This is a genomic window from Vallitalea sp., assembly GCF_025211055.1.
GTDB lineage: Bacteria > Bacillota > Clostridia > Lachnospirales > Vallitaleaceae > Vallitalea.
The window spans coordinates 157,580-181,522 of record NZ_JAOARO010000099.1 but is presented as its reverse complement, the minus strand read 5'-3'; the positions used below and the strand labels follow the sequence as shown (position 1 = coordinate 181,522).

Genomic DNA, 23,943 nt, shown 5'->3' with positions numbered 1-23,943 from the left:
TATTTTAAAGCATAACAGCAGTTATGTCTATTTCTTTTACCCATTTTTCTACTTTTATTTGTAATTCAGACAATATTTACTTGTCAAAGTGCTTTTGTCAGCTTTGCTGACATGATCTCTCAAGATTCCGAGAGATTATTGAATACATCCAAGTTAATAAATACATATTAATTAATTATTCTTCAACGTATATAATGTGTATAATAAGGCATATATTATTTAAACTCTACAGGTTATTATAATAATAGGGGTGATATTATTATCACCCCTTAAAGATTTATCTATTTTGTGTATTCATTAATCTCAAAATATAAAATCTTTTCAAAGATTATGTAATCTTTATTACTTAAGTAAGGTCCCTTATTATCACCTTTTATAATAGTAAAATATGGCATGGCATCATTATTAACTGCTTTTCTATACCAATTAAGAAACTCAACCAATTGGGTCTGTGATAAATCATAATCTTTTTGCATACCATTTGTTAACGTCAAAGCTAAAATAACACGTTTACCTTCTTTTGCTTTTGGAATAACTAGTATCGTTGCAGAATTTGTTGATTCTCCAGCCTTATTAGCTGCTGTTACAACATAATAGTAAGATGTATTATTAACAGCTGTTGTATCAATATAGCTTGTACCTGTTAAGCCTTGTGCAATTATAGAGAATTGCCCATTGGGTGTTAATGCCCTTTTAATTATATATGAATCTGCTTTTTCATTTACATCCCAGCTAAGCGTTACCTGATTATCATTAGCAAGACCTACAAAGTTAAGTACTGGTTCTGGTATAAATATTCCTGGAGTAGCTGATACTTCAACAGATGCTTCACTTTCTTCTTCATCATTGGTCGCTATTATTATATAATAATATGTTGTCTTATTTATTAAGTTCGTATCAACAAAACTATTACTTAATATATCTCCAACTATGTCTACATAAGGTCCTCCTTGATTAGTTGCTCTTTTAATTTTATATCCTGTAGCATGGTTAACAATATTCCAACTCAATGTTATTCTCTGATTATCTGCAATAGCTGTAAGATTAGTTGGTGCATTTAACGCAACTGCTCCAGCTCGAATTTTTAATTGAGCAGAATTTTGGCTCTCACCAGCTTGGTTAACTGCAGAAACTACATAATAGTATGTACTACCATCTAATAAACCAGTATCCAAATAGCTTGTTGAAGTTAATCCCTTAGCAATTTCAATATAAGGTCCTCCATCTATTTGAGAACGTTTTACTGTATAAGTATCTGCAGTACTAACTACATTCCATGTTAAATTAACACTTGAGGCTGCAGGCTTACCTACTAGATGGGCAGGGGCTTTTGGAATAATAATATGTGGTGTTGCTGTAATTTCTTTTGAATATTCACTTTCACCTGCTGAATTAACCGATGTTATTACATAGTAATAATGTGTATTATTAACACCTGTATTATCAACATATTGTGTTTGTCTTAACCCATCTGCAATTACTGTATATGGTCCGCCTGATACTGTAGCACGTCTAATAGTATAGCTATTAGCATTAGTAACACTAGACCATACAAAATTGATTTGTCCATTCTGCTCTTTATAATTAATAGTTGATGGTGATTGTGGTAACTTAGGAAATACTGTATATTTCTCTGCTACTCCATTATCCACCATATCAATAGAGCCAAAATCAATAAGTCCTGTATTATTTCTATTACGAACATTAATAAGGTAATCATAACTTAAGGCTTCATAAATATTCACGCTTCTAGGTTTATTAATAGAATTAGTCCAAATATCAGCTTTTGATATACCACTATTACTATGTAGCTTTAATACAAACCTCATCCATGACCCTGTTCCTTCTTGGCACAAAGATTTAACAGCACTTGCTGATGACTTATTATCGTCATTTAACTTAGTATATCCATTATTTGCATCATTCCAGTAGTAAGGTAATCCATTAGTAACAGAATCAAAAGCTTCTATTGGTGTATAATTAATTTTTTTACCATCACAATCAAATAATTCAAGCTCATTAATATTAGTAGGATCTTTATCATTATTACCATAATGATCATAAACTTCAACAATTAAATATTGAGTAGCAGATACTTTTACATTAACTTCATTTGAATTAGAACTTTCTCCATTATTATCTAATGCTGTTACAACATAATAATAAGTAGATCCATTCATTACTGTTTGATCCAAGTAAGAAGTATTTGCAATATTATTAGCAACTAATTCATACGGACCTTGTGGTGTTTTTGAACGTTTAATATTATATCCAGTAGCTCCATCAACTTGATTCCAAGTAAGCTCGGCTCTTTTATTTCCCCCTTTAACAGTTAAATTTCTTGGGGCTTCTAAGTAGCTTTTAGTTATAATATATTTTTCGGCAACCTCATTACTGCTAATGTAAGCTTCTCCAAATAACTCTAAACCTATATTATCTCTCCCCTTGATATTAGTCTTATAATCATATTGTCTTGCTTCATAGAAGGTAACTTTTTTAGGTTTCTTCATACTATTTGTCCATACATTAACCTTGGAAATACCTGTATTACTTTGTAAGTCTAGCACTAATCTTGTCCATGTTCCTTCCCCTGCTGTACTTTTTCTATTTACAGAAAACATAGTTGCATAATTATTATCTTTTAACTTTTCCTTTCCATACGTTTCGTTATTCCAATAGTACGGAGTTCCATTGACAGAAGAATCATAACCTTCTGTAACTGTATAATTAATTTTCTTTCCTACGCTATTATATATTTCGATCTCATTCAAGTAAGTTTCTTCAAGATTATAATGATCATATACTTCTACAATAAGATAACGTGCAGCTGTTACAGAAATTTTTACTTTATTAGAAGGTGAACTTTCTCCTCTATTATTAACAGCTGATACTACATAATAATATGTAAAGCCATTGTTAACGGTATCGTCTGTGTAGGTTTCGCCCATGACATTATTAGCGATGATATCATATGGACCATTTTCTTTTTTAGATCTTTTTACATTGTATCCTGTTGCACCGTCTACTGCTACCCAATTTAACTGTACCTGATCATTTTTGTTATTTAACTTTAATTTTGTAGGAGCATTTAAATAACTTTTGTTAATATCATATTCTTTTGTACTAGGAATATTGTTTATAAATGCTTCTCCAAATAGTTCAATACCTATATTGTTTCTATTTTTTATATTAGTATCATAATTATATTTATCTGCTTCATAGATAGTTATTTTCTGTGGTATTTCTTCGTCATCTGTCCACACACTAACTTTAGATACACCATCATTATTTTCTAAATCTAATACTAATCTTGTCCATGTACCGTCACCCGCTTTACTTGTTCTATTAATACAAAAAGATGTAGCCAAATTATCGTCCTTCAATTTTGTTCTTCCATATGTAGTATTGCTCCAATAATATGGTGTCCCGTTAACAGCCGAATCAAAGCCTTGTACTACCTTATAGTCAATATTCTCTCCTCTACTATTATATACATCTATCTCATTTACATAAGCACTACTCCCATCATAATGATCATATATTTCTACAATAAGATAGCGTGTAGAAGAAGTATTAACTTGTACTTCTTTAGAGTATGAGCTTTCCCCCATTGAATTAGATGCTGTAACAACATAGTAATACTCTTGACCACTTACTACAGTCGTATCTGTATATGTATTTTCAGTAATACCCTTTGCTATCGTATTATAAGGTCCTTTTGCTGTACTAGCTCTTCTAATTGTATACCCTGTAGCTCCTTCAACTTCATTCCAATTAAGTTCTGCTTTAGTTTTATTATTAACTATTTGTACATTTGTAGGTGCTTCTATATAACTCTTAGTTACAGTATATTTTTCTTTTAACGCTATTTTATTAATAAAAGCTTCTCCAAATAGTTCAATACCCTCATTATTTCTATTTCTAACATTTTTTTCATAACTATATTGTACTGCTTCATAAAATTTTATTTCTTTTGGTTTTGCTTCACCAGCTGTCCACATATTTATTTTTGAAATACCATTATTATCTTCTAAATCTAACACTAATCTAGTCCATGTCCCGTCTCCTGCTTTACTTGTTCTATTTATACAATAGAATGTTGCTAGATCATTATCATTCAATTTTGTTCTTCCATATGTAGTATCGTTCCAATAATATGACGTTCCGTTTACGGCTGAATCGAATGCATTTATTACAGTATAATTTATTTTTTCTCCATTATTATCATATACTTCCATCTCACTTAAGTAGGTACTATTACCATCATAATGGTCATATACATCTACAAGTAGATAATTAGCAGCAGATACTTTGGCTCTTACTTCATTTGAATTAGAACTCTCACCTTCGGTATTATTAGCTGTAACTACATAATAATAAGTTATACCATTCACTACAGATGTGTCATTATATGTTGTATCTGTTACATTACTTGATACAATGTTATATGGTCCATCTTCAGTAATTGATCTTTTAATAGTATATTTTGCAGCATTGTTTATATCCTCCCATTTTAACTGTACGTAACCATTATTAGCGTTTGCAATAATTCTAGGAGCATTCAATTTGCTTTTAGATATAGTATATTTTTCAGCTACAGCTTTATCTTTAATAAAAGCTTCACCAAATATTTCTATTCCTGTATTATCTCTATTTTTAATATTGGAATCGAAATTATACTGTTCTGCCTCGTATATATTTATTTTCTGTGGCTTGTTAGTACTTCCAACCCATGTTTCTACTTTTGAAATACCATTATTAGCCTCAAAATCAAGTACAACCCTTGTCCACGTACCACTTCCTACTGAACTAGAATAATTCATACTTGTATAAGTATCTGTTTGTTTATCATTAAGACTAATTTTACCTTTAGTACTATCGTTCCATAACTGTGGATTACCGTTTATAGCAGAATCAAAGACTTCTGAAACGCTATAATTAACTTCTTCACCATCATTATTATATACTTTTATTTCATTAACATTTGTACTTGTACTATCATAATGATCTTCAAATTCTAAAATCAGATGATTTATAGAAGACGCACTTGCTTTAACTTTATTAGAACTAAGTTCTATATTTTCATTGTTAGTTGCTGTAACTACATAATAATATTCATCTCCATTATTTACTGTTTTATCTATATATGTAGTTGAGGTTATATTATTCGCTATTACTGTATATGGCCCATCTTCATTTAAGGCTCTCTTTACACTATATTGGGTCATACCATCTATCGCTTCCCAATTTAATGTAATTTTATTATTTCCTCCCTTTGCATTCAGCGTAGTATCTCCTCTTGTTATAATGTATTTTTCAGCTGTTTCTACATTATTTCCTTGGCTTTTCCCAAAATATTTCAAACCATTATTATCTCTACCTTTTAAATTAGTATTATAGTTGTATGTATGTGCTTGGTATATATTAATTTCTCTAGGTTTACGATAAATACCTGTATAAATTTCTGCCTTAGATACTTCTTTATTATTTGGTACTTCTAATACTAGCCTTGTCCAAAATTCTTGTCCAGCGGTATAACAAAACAAACCATTTGTACTTAGATTATTATCCATTAATTTTGATATATAATTGTATTCAGGTTCTCCATCAGTTTTTGAATCATAACATACTGGTATGGTATAATTTATTTGTTGTCCATTACTATTAAATAACTTAATTTCTGCAATATTGATTCCTGAATAAGATCCACCTAGTTTATATGAATCATAAAATTCTACAATCATATATCTATAATTACCACTTTCCCACTTTACTTTTTCAGATGGCACACTTTCACCATCACTATTTACTGCTGTTACAACATAATAATAATCATGGCTATAATCTTTAATAACATCTTTATAACTAGTTCCTATAATATGTTCTCCTATGGTTTCATATAGACCATTTTCTTCTGTTGATCGCTTTACTTTATATTCAGTTGCTCCTTTTACACTATCCCATTCAATAGTTACTTCATTTCCTGTCATTCTAACATTACTTGGAATTGTTGGAACTTCCGCATTAACTGTAATATTAGAAAGACATATTATTGTTAGTGTTAATAGTATAGCTGATATTTTTTTCATTGTTTTCCTCCCTAATTCATAATTAATTACATATTAACAATTATTATATCTTATTTTCTTACATTATAATCTAATATATGACATTTTTCAACTATAGCATACCTTAAAACAAGTAGTTATATAGTACTAATACCTCTTAGTTAGTTTGGAATACACAACGTAACTATTATATATTAAATTTTTATGTGTTTTTAATTTAATGTTTAAATTTTTTTAAAAAATTTATAACATTTAATAATTATAATTACACAAAAATAATAAAAGACGATCATTCGCAATTATCGTCTTTTATAAATTACTTATTCTTATCTATTTAATTAACAATTATATTTAAAGCCTATTACTACTCATTATCCTCTCCGCCAACTCATTCAAATACTCCCACCTATCCATCAACTCCACTAACTTACTCTCCAACTTTTCCTTCTCCTCAGTAAGTTCCTGCAACCTCACAAAATCACTACCACCCTTACCAATCTCTTCTTCTACCTTACTTATCTTATCCTCAACTTCTTCAATCTTACCATCAATCTCCTCATACTCTATCTTCTCTTTGTAACTAAACTTGGGAGCTCTTTCTCTTTGCTTATAATTGGATTTTGTATTTTCTTTTTCTATATTAATAGCTTTTTCATTATCCTCATTACTACCCACAACATTTGGATTAATCTTAATATAATTAGTATAATTTCCTGTAAACTGTTTAACCTCACCATTGCCCATGAAAACAAATAGTTTATCACATATCTTATCCAAGAAATACCTATCATGAGATACTGTAATAACTACTCCCTTAAAATTTTCAATATATTCCTCTAAAATAGTAAGTGTTTGAACATCAAGGTCATTAGTAGGCTCATCTAGTAGAAGTACATTAGGATTTTGCATCAATACTCTAAGCAGGTACAATCTTCTCTTTTCCCCTCCAGATAAACGATTAATAAAAGTGTATTGCATTTCTTTTGTAAACAAGAATCTTTCTAACATCTGTGAAGCTGTTATTTTATAATTATCGCCAGCAGTAATATATTCTGCAACTTCTTTAATATACTCAATAACCTTAATGCTCTCATCCATCTCAAGATTTTCTTGTGAGTAATAACCGATAACTACTGTTTCACCTATATCAATACTACCATTATCGGGGGTTAACCTGCTATCAATCATATTAAGTAATGTAGATTTTCCCATTCCATTAGCACCTATAATACCTACTCTATCATCTCTAAGAACTGTATAGTCAAAATCTTTTAATACATTATTACTACCAAAACTCTTAGATACATTATGGATATCAATAATTTTCTTACCTAGTCTTCTTGTCCCTACTGTAATATCCATATTTTGCTGTCTAAGATCAACTTTTTGTTCTTTTAGTTGTTCAAATCTATCTATTCTAGCTTTTTGTTTAGTAGATCTAGCTCTTGCTCCTCTTCTTATCCATTCTAATTCATTTCTAAAAATATTTCTTCTTTTTAATTCCTTATTAATAACCTCTTGTTCTCGTTCTGCTTTCTTTTCTAGGTACAAACTATAATTTCCAACATAGGAATATAACCCGCCTTTGGCAAGTTCTAGAATTCTATTGGTAACTCTATCAAGAAAATATCTATCATGTGTAATCATTAATAATGCACCTTTACGATTATTAAGATAATCTTCCAGCCATTCAATCAAAGTATCATCAATATGGTTTGTGGGCTCATCTAGGATAAGTAAATCTGATGGTTGAATTAAAGCGGCTGCTAAAGCAACTCTTTTTCTTTGTCCACCTGATAAAATCCCCATTTTCGACTCAAAATCTCGTATACCAAGCTTAGTCAGGATGCTTTTAGCTTCACTTTCCATTTTCCAAGCATCGTAAGAATCCATGTCACTATTAAGCTCTGTTAATCTATCTTGCAACTTAACATTATCGTACTCTTTTTCTAATTTCTGAACTACTAGTTCATATTCCCTTATGAGTTTCATTTCTTTACTATCACCCTGAAAAATCTGTTCAAGTACAGTGGATTCATTATCAAAGTCAGGATTCTGGGATAGGTATTGAATTTTTACGTCTCTACCAGTAACTACTTTTCCTTCATCAAGAGATTCGATGCCTACCAAAGTCTTTAGTAACGTAGATTTTCCTGTACCATTAACGCCTATTAAACCTATTTTTTCATTATCGTCAATACCAAATGTTATATTTTCAAACAAAGTTTTCTCTGAATAACTTTTAGAGAGATTTTCTGCGGACAATATATTCATGTTTAAACCTACCTATCTATAATTTATTTATGGATTAATATTAAATATTTGTAATTTAATTTTTCTCAATATATTTATATTAGATTATACCATAATCGTTTAGATATACTCAACTATGTAAATCTATGTTTGGTATTGATTTAGTTATAGAAGACTAACGAAAATGTATATTGAAAAAAAGTCAGTATAACTCTTATTAGTTATACTGACCTTTTTAGCCTATCTGTTTCCCGACAAATCTATTGTAACACTTATTTGTGTAGAAATATAGATTTCTATGTAATATAATTCTATTTATACTTTTTAGATTCTTTTAAAAATTCCTTAATATCAAATTCATATGGATATTGATTATAAGGTATATTATTAACAAGAAGTGTTATTTTTATCTTTCCATTTCTAGCTCTTTTATCTGTAAAAAGCTTACAAAAATGTATTACTCTGCTTGCTTTTTCAACCTTTGTAATAGTTGTTACATGGTTACCTTTTCTATCAAGAAGTTCAACTTTTGCACCTATGGTATCTCCCATTTCAACATCTTTTTTGAGTAAATCAATTCTTACACCTGTTCTTAGGACTTTGTATTCTATTTCCCATGAGTCTAGACCCATATTATATGCATCTTCTTTTGCAAATGCGCTAGCTGTTTGAAATACCATCAAACTTATTAATAATAAACTTAAAAATAATACCTTTTTTCTTAACATTTTAATCACTCCTCTAGACTTTTTGAATTAAATTCATTAATATTACTATATTTATTCTTTTGGTGGATAAGCAGGATAAAGATTAATAGTTATTGGACTCATTACAGCTTTTTCATTAAAAATAGGAGTCACTATTACTCTACCATAAATGGTTCTTTTATCTATAAAATCATGATGGAAATGTTTTACTTTACTTGCTTTTTTAATCTTTGTTACTGTTTTTAAATAATTACCATAAGTATCGTAAAACTCAACCTTTGCACCTATAGTATCACCCTTTTCACTAGCTGTATTTATCAAATCAACAGTTACACCATTCTTTAGAGCTCTATACTCTGTTTGAAATACTCCACATGCTAATACACTAGTTGTTTGGAATACAATTAAACTCACTAATAAAACACTCAAAAATACTGCTTTTTTTCTTAACATTTAATCACTCCTACTTTTATTATTTTAAATATAACAGCTTATTATAATATAATAGGTTCTATAATTTTTAAATATAAACATTATTGTGTTGTATTGTATTATTTATTGTACATATATCAATATGTGATCACCTCATCTTTCCAACCTTTTATACTATAATGAGAATATTATATCATATTGTTTAAATAATATAAATAATTTTTGTTAATTTATTATAATATGTTTTAATTGTAATTATTTTTATTATTTTTGTAAATATTATTTTATTTTTGCACTATACTATTTAAAGTAATTTATAAAACAAAAGAATTGGTATAAACCAACTCCTTTATTTTGTAATATTATAAATATATTTTTATTTCTAATTATTCTTCTGAATTACCAAATATCCAACTTTCATTGTTACCAGTAATTCTATAATGAATATTCATATAGTCTGTTTCCTGCATACCAGAACCATTATCTAACCCTAGTGCAATCTTTATATTAGCCCAATCTCCATTTCTAACATTCCCACTTGAAAGCTCCGATAGTGGAATAACCATTTCAATTCTACCAGAAGTACTTTCCCACATAGGTGCTATAACGCTAGTGATTTGTTTATCCAACTGCCACTTATTATTAGAGTCTACTTTATATGCTGTGTAATTGGATTCATCACTTCTTCTTGTGACCATATATCCATATTCTCTATCTAATACTGCCCCATAAAAACCATTATTAGTAGTATTAATGCTTCTATTACTAAAATCTTGTGAGTAAACAGATACTACGAACTTATCACCATTTTCATTATAATTAGGTAAAGTATTTCCTACATTGTCAATTCTAATATACATATTATCATCATCATTAGAAATATATACTTTTTCAATATCTCTTGTTGAATCACCAGCAGTATTATCACCTATTTTATCTAAGTAATAAGGTATGTATCCCCATTGATACCAATCTGACTTAGTATCATAAATATCGCTTGTATCTCTGCATCCATCATGAACATTAACAGTATATCTAGCACCAGCATTATATTGATTTGGTGTAATACGCATATCAAATTTATCTTCATAAGTTAGAGCAGTCATAATATATGCAGCTCCTGTAATAGGCTCTATCATAGTGCTTATACAAGGTTTTAACGTAACATTAGAAACTGCTTCTCCTTGTGGTGCGTAACCTAATGCAGTTCTATCAGCAAACCATTCTAGACGTCTTAGAGCATTGTCTCTAAGAGAATCATAACCGCTGAAAAGTTCCATCATAGCTACCCACATAGTCATTTGTGGCCAAGAAGGTTCATCTTCAAAAGCTTCTACCCCACCTGGATCCCAAGAATTTTTACCTGTATAGAAAGTATCTCCTTCATATCTTGTAATACCATATGTATCATGAGATATTGTATTAGTAACTTTTTTATAATGGTCATAAGCACGCTTTGACATCATATCAATAACACCATAAGTAACTAAAACATCACTTGAAGCATCCACTGTTGTTCTTGGCGTACCATCTAGATTAACAGCTCTATTGTAATATCTATTATTAGGATCTATTTGATTCCATAATCCTGCTTCTGAATCTGTTGATCTTCTTTGAATAGCTGTTCTTATAGAACTTGTAGCACCATTATAACTATCTGCTAAAGATTGTAACCCTTTAGCCTTTGCCATTTCCTGAGCTGCATCTAAACCAGCAACATACAATCCCTCTGTAAATGCATTATACTCTGTTTGTTCCTCCCATATAGAACAATCAGCTTTACCAAAACCATTTGCACTAATGTGGTTCATTACAAAATCTGCTGACCTTTTATAATCATCCCATATATTATTTAGGAAGTTAGTTTTGGCTGGTTCATCTAAGCTTTCATAATGTCTATAAGCACCAACTAGGAACATCCCTATAGAATCATACTCTGGTTGTACGAAGTTAACAGATCTATTATCCCATATCCAATAGCAGGTCCAAAAAGTACCTGGTTTTTTCCAATCACCTTCATCATTTTTAATTTGACGATCTGCTAACCAATACCAATAGTTTTCAGCCTCTTTTGTATGACCCGATGCATCTAATGCCATAGCTGTAACTGCTGAATCTCTTGCCCATACCTTATAAGAATAAGCTGATGGATTAGTTGCAGCTGGAAGTGATGCAAATTTTGGTATTTCTTTTCCACCATCATTATATGTACCAGGTACAATTGATTGTTTTAATGCTACAGATATATTTTCATAAGCATAATTCAATTTTGGCTGTTCGAAGTTTACGGTTTTACCTTCATTCAACCAATTGGAGTAATTAGTATCCATAGCATTCATCCAATGACTACCATTTTGCCCTGTTACTGTATTAATAGCATTTTGAATTTCTGAGCTATCTTTACCTATTGCTATATAAAAATATATCTCCGTTGATTCTTGTGCTTGTAAAGTAACTGCCTTAGTAAATGCAGTTGAGATATCTTTACAAGTTACAGAACCATTATTTTTCAAAGTACCATCATTGTTAAAAGTATGCCATGGTGAGCAAACATTATTATTTTTATTTGTTACTGTATCATCTGATACTTGATAGCCATTGATATTTGATTCTAATGTACCATGAGCTATATAATATTGTCCTGCTCTACTCATATCTATAGTGGTTACTTTCTTATCAGTATCATAGGCAGCTGTTATATTATTACTACTATGATTATCTACATGTAGCATATCCATGACATTATAAGTCTTTTCATTCCCTGTATTATTCTTAACAGTATATCTTACAACCATAAAATTCTCATTAGGTACCACTGCATAATCTCTTGATATCTCTGGAGACATTTTTTCCCCTGCATAAGTCTCATAATTAGTATAGAATATACCATCATCACCAAAATGACCTGAAGCTCTGAAATTTCTTCCAGTCGTATATACTTTGTTATCAGTTTCATTTCTGAAAAACATGCTGTAATTTTTGATTTCATTTCTATCATAATTATCAGATTCTGTTTCTTCATAGAATCTTAGTTCATATATAGATGGACCATCAGCTAATAAAGGCTTAACTAAATTACTTTGAGTTTCTTTCCATAGGTATACTGAATTCTTCCAGTTATTCATATATACCCCTCTTACACTCTCAGATAGCTTAGTAACACGTAAGTTATCTAAATTAATGTAACCTTTATATTCATGAGTGACCAACACTACTAATCTATGTCTACCTGGTAATAGATGTACTCCTTTTTCAGCTACTCCCCAAGTATCCCAATTTGCTAAAGGCTGAAATGATATCTTACCTTTGTTCTGATTATCGACAATAAGTTCTCTGCTACACTCACTACCTGTTGCATTAGCATATGAGAAACTTAATGTATAATCCTCTTCTTCTTCAACTTCTATGTCAAAAGAAACACTGTCCCATAGTTCTCCATAGCAGTCAACAAATCCTGATCCTGTATAGCCATAATGATTAGTATTAGTACTTACATCTTTTTTAATTGAATCTTCTGCTTCATATATTGATGGTTCACTTTCGTTACCATATGTAAAATAAATCATATCCCAATATTTTAATTCAGGAACTGTAAACTTAATATACTTACCAACACTATCTGTACCTGTAGTAAATGAAAGGTTCTCTGTCAAACAATCATTTCTATCTGGACTAGCCATATATAGGTTAGATATTGATTTGTGATAAGGTATATAATATTTTACCTGAAGGTTAGTTTTAGTTGTTGGTTCATCAGTAACATCTCTCCAATTAGTATTAGTTTCTGCTGTTAGATTAATTAAATGCACTATACCATAATCATCATTTTTTGTTTTTGGTATGAACCATATATTACCACTTTCACCAGAACCAGTAACACTTTCATTCTTAATACTGATTGTTTGTGTTCCTCCATCAACAGGGTTGATATCTGGATCATATAATAGATTTTCATAAGCAGTAATAAAGTCATAATGATTTTGCATTTCATTTCTAAGATCTTTTCTCATCATTTTAAATGCTTTTGGATAATATGGATGACCTAACATAACTGTATCACTGAAATTACCTGAGCCATTAGCCATACTAAGACCAGTTCCCATTTCAATATGCATAGCACCTGATGCAGCTATTGCTGAATCTGTTAAACGAACTGAAGCTTTGTTAAAAGTTCCTAGTGTAATACTATCCATACGAATATCTCCAGTATTATCACTGTCATGTTGAACTTTTATGCTATGATTTCCTGCTGTAAGATATAAAGTTTTCGGGTCTGTAAAAGCTGCTTCATTAGAATAATTAGACCAACTTGGGTTAGCAGGCATTAATCCAGTTCTAGTTAAATCAAAATAAGCTGTCATAACTTTTTCATTATCAACATAGATATTTTTATCTGCTCTTGCTGAAGCTCCATTAGAGAATCTGAATACTAAAGTATATACGCCATCTTCTGGAACTAAAATATTAAAGTCAGCACTATCACCAACACTATCAAAACCAGTAATATAAGTTGTACCATTATCATTCCCACTAGTTAAACCGTTAAGACTTGAATTCTCAGCTTCGTATAGAGTTCCAGCATTAGTATGCTGATTCATATAAGCTGCTAGAACCATTGTTTTTCCACCATCTGTTAATCTCTGCCATTCAATATAATTTTTCAAGCTATTATATGTAGGAGAGTTCTGCCAGATTTCACTGAATTGAAAATCTGTATCAGCATTATTCATAATATCCCATGTAGAAAATTTGTCATTTGGTGGTACTGCTCCATTAACAGCATTCATTGTTACATAATTTTTACTACTATCATTATTAGTTAATGCCTCTTTTGAATCATTAACAAAATCTGAAAATGTTTTACCAAGGTCAACATAATTACCCCAATAATCGTAATAATTAATATTTCCCCAGAAATCACCCATTTGGTCTATTTGGATACCATCAAAACCTAAACGATTAACAGCTAAAGTATATTGATTATTCATGAAATCCTGCCAATCTTTATTAGCTGGATTCATTGTCAATAATATAGGTGCTGGATTTCCTTCAAGAGGGAAATTTAATTGATCTATGTTATTAATAGTTGATGGGTTATCTTTATCATAGCTTATATTATAATCTTTGCTTCTATAAAGTCCCCATTCTTTCTTAGCATTATAATCTTCATAATCTTCACGTACCATATATGCCATTTGATAAGCCATAGCACTTTGATTGAGAGTATGTCCCTTATCAATTCTATTTTGAAGCGTTGTTTCGCTAATAGTGTTACCAAACAAATCAACCCATGTATTTCCTGTACTAGGGAAGTTCATATCATGTCTATACATCCAATCATAGTATTGTACAACATTGATATTATAATCTTTTGCTAACTTTTCTATCATTTCATTACTTTCGTCTAAAGTTTCTCCAACAGGGAAATCTACAGAATATCCATATCTAGGGTATCTTGTAAAATCATTGGACACATCAACTCCTGTTGTAACATCAACACCATTACCTATGTCTGCTGATATTAAATAGCCTGTGTAATTGTTGCTAGGTGCTTTCCATGTTACTGTATGAGTAGTAACTGTATTTGGCTGAACATCAACAACTGAACTATAAGTATCAATAAGATTTTCTAAATGATATATTTTAGTTGTTACTGTTTTTGATACTGCCATACTATCTGGATTATTTATTTCAATAGAAATAGTAACATTATCACCAGTATTATATCTCGCTTTATCAACGCTAACTTCAGTAATAGTACAATTATCAGCAGCAAATGCAATATTACCAGTCGTGTTTATTGTTAATAAAAGTAAGCTAAGAGATAAAAATAAACTCATTAATTTTTTCATCTTTCCACTCCTCATTCTCATATATAGTCTATAATTCTATCTTAATTTAATTACAATAACTGTCCATATTTCTAGTCTGCTTATGTCCATTATTAATATATTTCCTCTTTCAACAGCTACTATATTGTAAGGGCATTTTATAGGTGCTGCTTGTTCTGGTGAAGAAATATATACATCTTCTACTTCCTTTTCTACTTGAATCTTAAGATTAATAGCAGAATTCATCTTTGGTTCTTTCTTTCCCTTATTCCATATCACATCATTTCCTTTCAAATTAATCAATGAGATTAGTTTCGTGTCAGCACTTTCTCTTATAATTGTCCATATTTTATTAGAATCAGCTGTTGCACTAAAATCATCACCTTCAAAAACGTACTCCATGTTGTCTCCATAAGCATGAGTCATAGATACGTCTATAAGGTTCTTATTATAGAACAAATCTGAATATCTAATCATAAAATCATAGTACTTCCTAATTTCACTAAATAGACTATCGCTTATTTTTGAATAATCCACATAGTAGCCTTGTGTTAAAACCCCTTGATTTTCCCCCAGTATCAAATGATAGGCTCCATTAGCAATAATTGCAGCAGTCAATAATTTTAGAGCATATGCCCCTGCTTCTTCACTTTCATCCATAAAAGGTCTCAAATAAGCAGCAAGGATAATAGGTTTGTATGTTTCTCTTCTAGTATCTCTAATTATAGTTTGTATGTGATTATAAGTACTATAAGGATCCCATACTTCTATATAAACCATATCTTGCTCTGCTGAACTAGTAGTACTAACAGGCCAATTTCCTACATTATTAAAGATTAAAGTAACATCTCTTTTTACCTTACTTAATTGTTTTCTTGTATTATTAATCAATACAGGAAATTCTTCCTCCAGATTAACTATGTGATTATCATCACTCAACCTACTTACTGCTTTTTTGGGATAACCATAAGTATCCATATGTATACCATCAAAATCTAAGACTCTAATAGCTCTCTCATACTCATTAATAATATGTCTATGCCACGGAGATTTCTCTTCGATATTCATAATTATGAATTTATCTATAAAAGATATTGGCTGCATATTACTACCATATAACGCCTCATCTTTATGGTTTTCATAAAATGGTTTGCTAGCTGCATAAATAGCACCATAGGCAATTGCTTTCATACCATTTTTATGACATAGGTCAATTTTATTCTTAATGGCATTTAATGATATTTTTTTACCCATGAGATCAATATAGTTTTCATCTTCATTAACTAAATCATCATGGCGATACATCCAATCATAAAATTGCACCATATTAATATGAAGTTTTTTCATGGATAGTACATCCTCATCATCCAATGTATCATCTGATTCAAACTCGCTAAGGAAACCATATCTTGGAGAATCTTTATGACTTTTGGCTACATCAACAGCCGTTGAATAAGTTGCTACAATCTTATCTTCATCAAGTATACTAATGTCTACACCATATCCATTAACTTGCAGGGGTTCTATTTCAATTATTGAATTTTTACCTTTATTATTAACTCCTTTCGTAATGGTTAGATGCTTTTCCCCTAAGTGAGAGACCACTAGAGAAATACAAACATCAGCTAGTTTAATATTCTGATTCCATTCTATTATTATTTCTATAGTCTCTCCTTCTAGATATTGAGCTTTATTCGGGTAAATATCTTGTATCAAATCTTTCATAATATCACCTTTCGTTTTATGTAATTCTGCAATATTTTATTATCCTTTCACAGAACCTGCTGTGATACCTTTAATAAAGTACTTCTGGAAAATAATAAATATTACAACTGCTGGTGCTAAACCAATCATTGCTGCGGCTGCCATTAGATGCCACTTTGCTCCATATTGTTGATAGAACATAGAGATAGCAAGTGGAATGGTACGCATAGATTGTTTTTGTAGGAAAAATATAGCTTGAGCATAGTTATTCCAGATATTTAACCCATTAATGATTATTACAGCTGATGTAACAGGTTTCAATATTGGAAAGACAATCCTCCAGAACGATCCTATTTTTGTACAGCCATCAATAATAGCAGCTTCTTCAATATTTATTGGTAATCCCCTAATAAACCCAGTAAATAAAAAAACTGAAAAAGGTAAAGCATTAGCTGCACAGACTAATATCATTGCCCAATGTGTGTTAATTCCACCTATTTTAATCATCAAAGTATACAAAGGTACTGTATTAATAATACCTGGAATCATCATACACCCTAGCATTAAATAAAATATAAATCTGTTGAATCTATTATTTACTCTAGCAATAGCATATCCAGCCATACTAGCAAATGAAACAATAACTGCTACTGATCCTAGAGTAATAATTAATGAATTAATAATTGAACGTCCCATTTTAGCCTTTTCCCAAGCGGCACCAAAATTCTCTAAATATGATTTTGGAAGGAGAATCAATTCTTTCGAAAAGTTCATAGATGATGGTGTAAAAGCTAATAAGCTAAGTATGTAAAATGGAAATAATGCAAGTAAAGTAATTAATATTATAACTAGGATTTTTAATAATTTTTTCAACTATGTCGCCTCCTCACGCATCATATTCTTTTGATTTCATGAATTTCAGTGATATTAATACAGGAACTAGAATTAATAAGAATAAAATGACTGCAACTGCTGTAGAATATCCAGTGAAACTACCGTAACACATTCTCATAATATAGATACTTAATGACTCTGTGCTATATCCTGGTCCTCCTTCAGTCAATGCCATAATTATTTCAAAAACTGATAATGAGCCTATAATGTTAGTTATAACATTAATCTTAATAGGCTGAATCATCATAGGAAGTACTATGTATCTGATTCTTTGACCATAAGTAGCACCATCAATCTTACCTGCTTCGTGCATTTCCTCAGGTATAGCTTGTAAACCTGCTAGATAAACTACCATAGTCATTCCTACGAACTGCCATACATTAACGATAATAATTACCCAAAGAGCCATATATCTATTTCCCATCCAATTAGCATTAGAAACACTAAGACCAATTCTTTCAAGAGTTGCGAATAAGAATCCTCTTTGTGGCTGTAAAATAAAGTACCATATGTAACCCATGATCAATGGACTTACAACTGCTGGCAAATAAATAATAGTTCTAACTATACCTTTACCTCTAAACTTACTATCTAAAAGTAAAGCATATAGAAAACCGAATATATTCAATAGTGGAGCACTTCCCAAAGCAAATAGAACTGTGTTAACTACGTCATTCTTAGCTCGACTATCATGAAAAAAACTGATAAAATTCTTTAATCCTATAAAATTGGCTTTTGTCATACCATCATAATCTGTTAAACTTAAGCCAACACCTTTTATCAACGGATATATAAAAAATATAAAGAATAAAATAAAAGCTGGTAAAATCATAAAATTATGTAATTTGGAAACTACCTTATTTCGTAAAATCACTCCGTCATCACTCCACTTTAATTATCTTACTATATGTAACCAATCAAACTACAAAGATATAGGGCTGCCTATTGTATATCTATATAACCTAGTACAGCCCCTAAATAATTAGTTAGATGCATTCCATGCTTTATCCCAAACTTTTTTGTAAGCTTTTGCGAAATCTATGGAAGTAGCATATTGTCCTGCATATAATTCTTGAACCATTCTTCCTGCGTCATCACCTGAAAATCCTGAAGGACACTCATTAGTAAATCCAATGTTAACTCCATTACTAAGTGCATTTTTAACCTGCTCTTTTATTGGACCCCAATCTGCATCAACATCTTTAAATGCACATGGTGATTTAATAGATTCACTATATTTCTTTAGATTCTCAGCTTTGAATAGATAGTTTAAGAATTCTTTTGCTTCTTCTGGATGTTTTGAAGCTGAAGTAATAGCATAAGCTGAATCTTCAGCACTTAATATTACTGGTTCAGTAGAATCTGTTATAGCTGGATAAGGCATGAATCCAATATTTTTTGCCATATCTGGATTTTTTTCTAATATACCACTAAGAGCCCACATTCCTTGACTGATAACAGCAGCTTCACCATTAGCGAACATTTCAACTTGATTATCATAAGTGGCGGTCAAGAAATCATTATTGAATAATTTATTATCTCTTCCACTTATAATTACAGAAGCAAAACTGTCCATTGGTCCACTTTCAGCACCAAGCTTAAGTTTGGAATCATCATTAGCTAAAAATGCTTTTTTGGAATCAGTAACACCATAAGTCTGTTTAATAACTCCATGTGCCATAAACTCTATTAGATGTCCTAATGTCCAAGAATCTTTTCCAGCCATGAAAAGAGGTACAACATCTGGTTTGCTTTCTTTAATCTTAGCCAAATCTTCTTCAAACTCTTTCCAAGTCTTAGCTTCATCTATTCCTAATTCATCAAATATTGCCTTATTATAGAATAAACCAGCCATAGTCATATTACTTGCTACTCTATACTGTTTACCACTCTTAACATCTGTACACATGTCTTTTATTGCAGGTTGGATACGATCCCACCATGCTTCATTGGATACATCTAAATATTTACCCTGGTCGATGTATTCTTGTGCAACTACAGTAGTAATATCAGGAATATCATTTGATGCAAATTTAACTTTGATAACATTGCTTGCATCTTTTTGGAACTCTTGTTCAACTACAATTCCAGGATGCTCTTTATTGAAACCATCAATAATTTCATTCATCAAATCAACTGTTTCAACTTTTCCTGTAAAAAATTTAATATGCACAACTTCGTTATCTGCATCTGCTTGTTGTTCTTCGTTGTCTTTCTCTGTTTCTTGTTCTTCATTGTCTAGGTCAACATTATCTTCTTGTGCAGGTGTATTATCTACAGTTTTATCTTTTTCTTTTGAAGCACACCCAGTAAATAATGAAATAGTCGTGATAACTAGTAACAAAGATATAAATTTTTTCATGATTTTTTAATCCCCCATTTTCTTATTAGTTTGGAAATTTAATAATTCCCATTAGTATTGATGTAATTTTATTGTATAACTACATTACAAAAAAATAAATACCCTATATTTTCGATAATGGTATGTTTTTTTTATATATAATCAATAAAATACAAAATATATGGTATAATTAATTAGTAATTTTTATGTACTGAACAATCTAAATATCTAATAAGAAACAAAGAAGTTTATAGGAGTATGATTAAATGCGAAAAATAAGTTGGAATTTTTCATTAAAACTTTTTATATGCACAGCGTTACTTACATTAACATCTATTTTATTTATATCAATATACTCTTATAATAAATATAGTGTTAGTATTATGGAGCAATCTTCACAAAAAGTTCAACAGATAGTTGAATTAACATCCTTGAATATTAGAACATATTTAGAAGATCTATATAGATTATCTTTATCTCCTTACTATAACCAAGATGTAATGGATGCATTAGATAAAAACATTGATGACTCTGACTTGAAATCTCTATATAGAACAAGAACTATAGAAGATTTTCTTGACCAGATATTGATTATTCCTAGAAAAGATATCCTACGAGTATTTATATTGACTGATAAAATCTATAAAGGTGAACGTATTACTTCTACAATAAAATCTAATCAGGATTTTACTAAGTATCATTGGTACAACAAAGCTCTAGAGAAAAAACAGCCTATATTTGTTTCAGCTCATCTTGAACAAATTATCAAAGACCCTAAGAATATTGTTTTTTCTATAGTGAGTATTCTAAGAAGTACCAGAAACACAGATAAGATTCTAGGAGTAATTAAAGTAGATGCTAACTATTCGGGTATTAGTAATATCTGTAACAAAGTAGACTTCGGAAAGGGTGGGGGTATTATTATCGTTGATGCCAATCAACAGATAATTTTCTCTAATGTACCTCATTTAACTCCTGATGATATAGATGATATATATACTAAAACCTATAACGACAAAAAACCTTATACCACTATTTTCTGTAATAATAAAAGATATTTAATCAATAAAAATGATGTAGAATATGCTAATTGGACTGTCATTGGTGTTACTTCATTATCAACCATTAATGATAAAATATCAGATGTAAGAAACAGTGCTTTTATAGTAGCTTTGATTAGTTTTATCCTTGCACTTTTACTAATATCATTTTACCTATATATGTTTCTTCGCCCACTAAATAAAATAATAAATACTATACATAATATTCAAGAAGGAGACCTTAATGTTATATTTCCTATAACATCTAATGATGAATTAGGCTATCTATCAAGTTCATTGAATAACATGGTCGGAGAACTTAAGAATATGTTCAAGGAAAATCACAAATTGGTTCGTGAAATCTATGAAGCGAAATATCTTCAAAAGGAAGCCCAGATTAATACACTATTCAATCAGATTCAACCCCACTTTATACATAATACTCTAAACATGATAAGTATGTTAATTCAGTCTGACAACTTGCCCCAGGCTGTTAATACTATAAATAAGCTAAGTATTATTTTACGTGGTCTGACTCATATGGATAAAGAAATTACTATATCTGTAGAATTACAATTACTAGACGCTTATTTAACAATACAAAAAAATAGATTCAATGACAGATTGAACTACGAAATCCATATAGATAATACGCTTAATAATTATATTATTCCTGCTCTATTATTACAACCTGTAGTTGAAAATTCTGTTATTCATGGATGTGAAGCTAAAAAAGATACCACAACCATAGAAATAACAGATACCATTACAGATAGTAATGTAATCTTCATAATCAGAGATAATGGAATTGGTATGGGAGAACAAGCGTTAATAAGATTAAAGAAAAAATTGAACACTGAAAAAGAAATTGGAGAAAGCTTTGACTTATCTTCTAAAGGTAATGGTATTGCCCTCATTAATGTAAATAGACGTATTAAGATAAAATATGGTATTGAATATGGTATTGAAGTTGAGAGTAAGGAAGGTATGGGTACAACAGTTAAGATAATTTTACCAAAGACATCATTATAGGGAGGTTTAACCATGTACAAATTATTAATTGTTGAGGACGAGCAGTTAACAAGAAATTTTTTAAAACAGATTATTCCTAAGTTATGTGATAAATGGGAAATAGTTGATGATGTAATGGATGGTGCTGATGCGCTTGAAGTATTAAAACGCCAATCTGTAGATTTAATTTTGACCGACATAAAGATGCCCGTAATGGATGGATTAGAGTTATGTAGACAGGTCAATATTCTTTATCCAGAAATAAATTGTGCTATATTATCAGGTTATGGGGAATTCGATTATGCTAAATCTGCAATTAAATACAACGTCAATAGCTATTTATTAAAACCAATAATCAACGAAGAATTAAAGAATATGCTTGAATCTGTAGCTGAAATATGCCATAAAGAACAATGCGAACAAATTAAATATAATGATCTTATATTAGCATCAGATAAATATAAAGAAGCTATTATAGCCAAGTTTTTGAAAGCTGTTATTACAGGTTCTCATATGGAAATTCAATCACTATATCCTATAATGTATGATTTAGGTATAAATTTATTTGATGCAGAAGGAATTATCCTCATACTTCAGGTTACAGAAGATAATTTAATTGAAAACAATGTCAAAATTACTAATCTGATTCTTCTGAAATTATTGCTTTTCAACACAGCAATGAAGCAGACTAGTGATACCTCTACAAAAGTATTTATTGATTCTAATGAAAATACTGTATTGCTTATACCCATTGATGAAGATGCAGATTATAAAAAAGTTATTATAGATATATATGAAAAGATTGATACTGCTTATTATGAAGAAACTAACTTACACATATTTTCTGTAGTAGGAACTAAAGAGAATGAATTACTTCAGTTAAACGTTTCCTATGAAAATGCAAAAAAGGCTTTTTTACAAACCTTATTCATTAAAGATACGAAAAGTAATATTCAGTTATATTCTGAACAATTCTATCAAGATTACATAAAATCTTTACATAGCTATATGGCAAATTTGATATATACCATCCATAACAATGATACAGTTAATCAAGAAGTACTATCCAAAGATATTGGTAACTTCTTATATGAACATATTAATAACTGTTACTTATTGAAAACTCTAAACTATATAATAACTAGGTTAAAAACAAATATACCTCTGAACGAAGATGTTATTAATAAAATATATAAAGTACTGATAGACTCTAAAGACAACTTAACTGACAAAAAAAATATTTCTGCTTTCATTATCAATATGTCCACTATCATAATTAAAAATCTACATAAAAATAATTCAATGTGTGATGAAAATCTACTGATAGAGCAGACAAAACAATTCATATATAATCACTATATGGAACCGATCAGTCTATCACTAATTGCAGATGAATTAAGTATTTCATATTCTTACTTAAGCAACTTATTTCATGAATTAGAAGGACAATCCTACATTAAATTTTTGACAGAGGTAAGATTAAAACATGCAGCCAACTTATTAAAGAACACCGAATTAAAACTAGAGTATATCACTAAAAAAGTTGGCTATATAAGCGTAAAACATTTTAGTTATGTTTTCAAAAAATATTATGGTATTTCCCCTGGAGAATATAGAAAAAAAATGCTATAGCTTTTTTCCTATATTAAAAGCTTTTTTGAT

Annotated in this window: 11 protein-coding genes; 2 read left to right on the top strand and 9 right to left on the bottom strand. The window is 30.1% G+C overall.

The window, feature by feature from the left end; translation table 11 throughout:
* Positions 1-281 precede the first annotated feature (281 nt).
* From N4A55_RS16465 to N4A55_RS16425, 9 genes are all read right to left on the bottom strand, one after another.
* Positions 282-6,089, bottom strand: a complete 5,808-nt coding sequence (locus N4A55_RS16465; protein ID WP_293758508.1) for a hypothetical protein — start codon at positions 6,087-6,089, stop codon at positions 282-284.
* A gap of 330 nt (positions 6,090-6,419) precedes the next feature.
* Complete coding sequence (locus tag N4A55_RS16460; protein ID WP_293758505.1) at positions 6,420-8,342, bottom strand: ABC-F family ATP-binding cassette domain-containing protein; 1,923 nt, start codon at positions 8,340-8,342, stop codon at positions 6,420-6,422.
* Positions 8,343-8,632: 290 nt separating this feature from the next.
* Entirely contained in the window at positions 8,633-9,049 is a 417-nt protein-coding gene (locus N4A55_RS16455) for a hypothetical protein (RefSeq protein WP_293758504.1), read from the bottom strand.
* A 51-nt stretch (positions 9,050-9,100) separates the two neighbouring features.
* Positions 9,101-9,481 carry a hypothetical protein gene (locus N4A55_RS16450; protein WP_293758502.1) on the bottom strand — a complete coding sequence of 127 codons (381 nt, stop codon included), beginning with the start codon at positions 9,479-9,481 and terminating at the stop codon, positions 9,101-9,103.
* Between the two features lie 365 nt (positions 9,482-9,846).
* The gene (locus N4A55_RS16445) at positions 9,847-15,312 is read right to left on the bottom strand and encodes a glycoside hydrolase family 66 protein (RefSeq protein ID WP_293758499.1); all 5,466 of its coding nucleotides are present in this window, start codon (positions 15,310-15,312) and stop codon (positions 9,847-9,849) included.
* A 36-nt stretch (positions 15,313-15,348) separates the two neighbouring features.
* Complete coding sequence (locus N4A55_RS16440) at positions 15,349-17,016, bottom strand: glycoside hydrolase family 66 protein (protein ID WP_293758496.1); 1,668 nt, start codon at positions 17,014-17,016, stop codon at positions 15,349-15,351.
* A 39-nt stretch (positions 17,017-17,055) separates the two neighbouring features.
* Positions 17,056-17,868: a carbohydrate ABC transporter permease gene (locus tag N4A55_RS16435; protein ID WP_293758493.1), complete on the bottom strand. Its 813-nt coding sequence runs from the start codon at positions 17,866-17,868 to the stop codon at positions 17,056-17,058.
* A gap of 13 nt (positions 17,869-17,881) precedes the next feature.
* The gene (locus tag N4A55_RS16430) at positions 17,882-18,763 is read right to left on the bottom strand and encodes a carbohydrate ABC transporter permease (RefSeq protein ID WP_293758491.1); all 882 of its coding nucleotides are present in this window, start codon (positions 18,761-18,763) and stop codon (positions 17,882-17,884) included.
* 108 nt (positions 18,764-18,871) lie between these two features.
* On the bottom strand, positions 18,872-20,251 hold the full coding sequence (locus N4A55_RS16425; protein WP_293758488.1) for an ABC transporter substrate-binding protein: 1,380 nt from the start codon (positions 20,249-20,251) through the stop codon (positions 18,872-18,874).
* A 245-nt stretch (positions 20,252-20,496) separates the two neighbouring features.
* Between N4A55_RS16425 and N4A55_RS16420 the strand changes: the two genes are divergently transcribed.
* Positions 20,497-22,302 (top strand): sensor histidine kinase, encoded by a 1,806-nt coding sequence (locus tag N4A55_RS16420; RefSeq protein WP_293758485.1) that lies wholly within the window; start codon positions 20,497-20,499, stop codon positions 22,300-22,302.
* A 12-nt stretch (positions 22,303-22,314) separates the two neighbouring features.
* Entirely contained in the window at positions 22,315-23,913 is a 1,599-nt protein-coding gene (locus N4A55_RS16415; RefSeq protein WP_293758483.1) for a response regulator transcription factor, read from the top strand.
* Positions 23,914-23,943 lie beyond the last annotated feature (30 nt).